We start from the raw sequence: 3,459 nt of genomic DNA on the forward strand, positions 1-3,459 counted from the left end.
GTGAGCTTGGTGCTCTCCCCGCAACTGTATCCACAACGTCTTTGGGGCAGTGAGCAGGGCCTTTTGGATGGGATCGGGCTGCGGGCCGATTTTCGTTGGCGGCAACCGGAAGCCAACGCTCAAACCTCGCTGTTTGCCGAGCTGCGGGGGATCGTCTTCCAGGAGTTTGCTCAGCGCTTGCGAGCTCAGGTCGAACACCGCATCACCACCGGCGATGGCGGAGAAGTCGCCTACACCTACGCCTATCGGGAACGCTTCTTCAGCGGTCGCCTGGGGTTTCAAATTGTGGAAAACCGCCTCGGTGCCAGCTACCGCTCCCCCACCCTCCGCCTAGGGAATACCGGCTTGGATCTCAGCTACCGCATAGCCGCCGACTACATCGATGCCTTGGGGCAGCCGGATGAAATCGACACGGATCCGGAGTTGGCCTTAGCCAACACCACCGACCGCATTCAGCTCTCCCGCCTGCAACTGGGGGCAACCTTGAATCGCTCCTTTCCCCTCTGGAGCCCTCCCAAGACGGCGGCGGATCCCCCACCCCGCTTTTCCGCTCTGCCCATCGAGCAAGGGATCTGGCTCAGCACCGGTGTGAGCAGCAGCCAGTCTTTTTACTCCAATGGCCGAGCCCAGAGCTATACTGCCGGCAGTATTGGCATTGATGCGGTGATTGGGGCTTTTGTGGCCGATACCTTCGACTACACCAACCTGAGGGTGACCTACTCCAACGGTTTTTTGGCCGGAGCCTCGCCATTTTTGTTTGACCGCATCACCACGCGGGAACAGCTCGTCCTGGGCTTTTTGCAACAACTGTACGGCCCGCTGCGGGTGGGGGCAGAGACAACGGTAGATTTGCAGTCGGGCCAGCAGGTGGATGTCGTCTATCGCCTGGGCTACGACCGCCGCACCTATGGCTTTAGCCTGCAGTACAATCCGGTGCGCCAGTCGGGGGCTCTGGAGCTGCGGGTGGAGGGCCTGAACTGGGATCCCGGCCAATCCTCGCCGCAGCCGACGACGGGATCGAGGATCCAAGAGCCCTGATCCCCAAACTCCAAGGCAGCTTAAAAGTGTAGTCTTGACTACTACTCTGCGGAGATTTTCTATGAGAAATTGTCCCATATTGGGGAAAAATCCTAATTCAAATCTTCCTCGAATTGCAGAACCCTCTTGGAAATCGAAACAGTAAGGTAAAATACAGAAGTTATTTTTTCCAGGATTGATTTCTGCCAGTTGGGATCGCCGTATCGCAGACTACCGCAGTGATCCCCAGACGGTGTTAGGGTAGATGGTAGGCTGAGCAACGTGGGCTGGTAATCTGAATTATGCAAACACTCGATGCAATCCCCGATAAAAAACGAGCAGAGCGAATAACCTGTAGCTACATCAATGCGACCAGCTCCATTCAGGTGGTTCGCATCACGAATATCGAAAACTGGTACTTTGAGCGGGTGGTCTTTCCAGGCCAGCGGCTGCTCTTTGAAGCGGTGCCTGGAGCCAAGCTAGAGATTCACACGGGTATGATGGCCAGCTCTATTCTGGCGGATACCATCCCCTGTGAAAAGCTGCGCGTTCGAGAAACGGAGCCGGTGACTGCGGGCGCCTAGATCTCCAGAGGCCAGCGGTGCGGACTAGGTTTCGCGGCCTTGCTGCTTTCTCTCTTCTCTTTCCGAACTGGGGGAAGGCTGAGGCGAGGGGCTGGCGGAGCGGCGCGGCTTCGGGGGTAGTGGGATCTCCAGGAAACGGGCGCTCAATCTCACCAGGCTGGTCTCTTGGGGCGGCCAAGGGATCCCCAACCAACGGGCCGTGATCTCCAGCAAGCTGGGGGGTGGTGTCGGCGTAGGAGTTGGCGTGGGTGGTGGGGTGGGATAGAGATCTAGGCGCGGTGGCCGTGGGGTGCTGACCCGAAAAGCATCGGGGGGTGGTTGGGTCAGAGGTACATTCGGATCCCCGCATCCCAGCAAGCCCAGTCCGCCGGCAAGCAACAGGCCGTACAATTTTCGAGTGCCTCTACTGCCCATGAGTACGCTGCTGGACACCTCCAACAGGGTATCATCGGGATCCCAAGGCTCTGAGCTGGGCTTGCAAATCTTCCTCCAGCACAGATAGCTGGCGAGCCAAGGTCACGTAGCGGTTGGCGGTCAGGTTTTTGGCGGTAAACTGCTCCAGCAGTTGCTGATCCCGGGCAACCATTTGGTTGAGATACTGAGCCACAGAGGCTTGTGGATCCTCGATCAAAGCTCGGCACACCTGTAGGGCCATCACCAGTTGGGCCCGCACCTGCAAAAACAGCGACTGGATGTACTTTTGCTCAGCCTCACTGAGTTGCCGAAAATCCCGCCAATGCTGCCCCCCCTGCAGGGATTGTTGGAGCTCGTTGACCCAGTGGTTGTAGTCTTTTACTTTGCGGGCCAGATCGGTGGCAAACTTCATCATCTCAGGGGTGCTGTTGAGCAGATGGGCTTCCTGCCAACGCTGGCGGATGCGATGCAGGCTTTTTCCCAAGCGCAGGCTGACTCTCAGGATCCCCAACAGGAGCAGCAGTAGGATCCCGGCAGCCGCGGTATAGGACACCCAAGAGCCGGGATCCCGCATCCCCAAGAAGATGACCAAGGCTATTGCTATCAAACCAAAGGCCAGCATGCCCCAGGAGCGTAGCCGCTGTTGCTGCAGACGCAGGTACTCCGCCCGCAAATCAAAGGCCTCGCAGCAAGCGTCCAGATCGGCGGCCATGAGCTGGCGAAACTCGTCCACAGAGATCGGTTCCACACTAATCATCGAGGGCACCCTTAACGCAAGTGGATCGAGGCCAAACGGCATCAAGACCTGCCCTGCCAATCACGGGCAGCTTCCGTGCTTTCTTGTAGGGGCTCCAGCGTTTCGCTGGCCGGAACCACCATCAACCCATACCCTCCGCTGCGGCAAAAATCGACGATCTCCTGCGTGTCAAAGCGTTCTGCCACGGGCTTGGGCAGTCCCTGTTGAGCCAACCGCTGCGCATATTTTCTTGCCGCAAACGAGCTCTCGAAAGCAATGACGATATCTTGACCCCCAACCTGGCGCGTGCAGATTCCCTCCTGCCCATTGGCTTGGTAAAGCAGCACAATCACCTGGGGGGGCAAGTCCTCTGGGCTGACCCAAGACAAACCCTTCTCAGCCTGGGATCCCCCGCTGAGCAATACATCCCGCGCCTCATTCAGCCGCGCCAGTTGCGCCTCTAGCAAGGGTCTTTGTCGCTCGTCCTCCAGTTCTGCGAGGGCAGTACTGAGGGTTTGGTATTCCTGAAACAGTCGCCCCCGGATCTGCCGCTCGGTTGCGTCCGGCGGAAGGTTGAGAATCTGAAGGGCTTCGGCGGTGTTCATCATGGGCTCTGATTTATTCAAAATCATTGCCTAGACTAGCTGCTTTGAGAGTCTCTGGAGAGAAATTCTCCTATGATCGTGGCTGCCCGCTTTCTCGGCCAGA

General features: G+C 58.0%; 5 protein-coding genes. 2 read left to right on the forward strand and 3 right to left on the reverse strand.

Annotation, left to right across the window (positions count from 1 at the left end; genetic code table 11):
- Nucleotides 1-1,038: DUF3769 domain-containing protein (locus tag NW820_RS05930; RefSeq protein WP_414406959.1), on the forward strand; the 1,038-nt coding region annotated here is incomplete at its 5' end.
- A gap of 281 nt (nucleotides 1,039-1,319) precedes the next feature.
- The gene (locus tag NW820_RS05935; protein WP_414331305.1) at nucleotides 1,320-1,601 is read left to right on the forward strand and encodes a DUF1830 domain-containing protein; all 282 of its coding nucleotides are present in this window, start codon (nucleotides 1,320-1,322) and stop codon (nucleotides 1,599-1,601) included.
- A 24-nt stretch (nucleotides 1,602-1,625) separates the two neighbouring features.
- Here the strand turns inward: NW820_RS05935 and NW820_RS05940 are convergent, their stop codons facing one another.
- From NW820_RS05940 to NW820_RS05950, 3 genes are read right to left on the reverse strand one after another with little or no spacing between them, the layout of a single operon-like run.
- Complete coding sequence (locus NW820_RS05940; RefSeq protein ID WP_414406960.1) at nucleotides 1,626-2,015, reverse strand: hypothetical protein; 390 nt, start codon at nucleotides 2,013-2,015, stop codon at nucleotides 1,626-1,628.
- A gap of 31 nt (nucleotides 2,016-2,046) precedes the next feature.
- Nucleotides 2,047-2,772 (reverse strand): hypothetical protein, encoded by a 726-nt coding sequence (locus tag NW820_RS05945; RefSeq protein ID WP_414406961.1) that lies wholly within the window; start codon nucleotides 2,770-2,772, stop codon nucleotides 2,047-2,049.
- A gap of 41 nt (nucleotides 2,773-2,813) precedes the next feature.
- On the reverse strand, nucleotides 2,814-3,383 hold the full coding sequence (locus tag NW820_RS05950) for a DUF3110 domain-containing protein (RefSeq protein ID WP_414343197.1): 570 nt from the start codon (nucleotides 3,381-3,383) through the stop codon (nucleotides 2,814-2,816).
- Between the last annotated feature and the right edge of the window lie 76 nt (nucleotides 3,384-3,459).

This window comes from Synechococcus sp. R55.7, assembly GCF_047461955.1.
Taxonomy (GTDB): Bacteria; Cyanobacteriota; Cyanobacteriia; order Thermostichales; family Thermostichaceae; genus Thermostichus.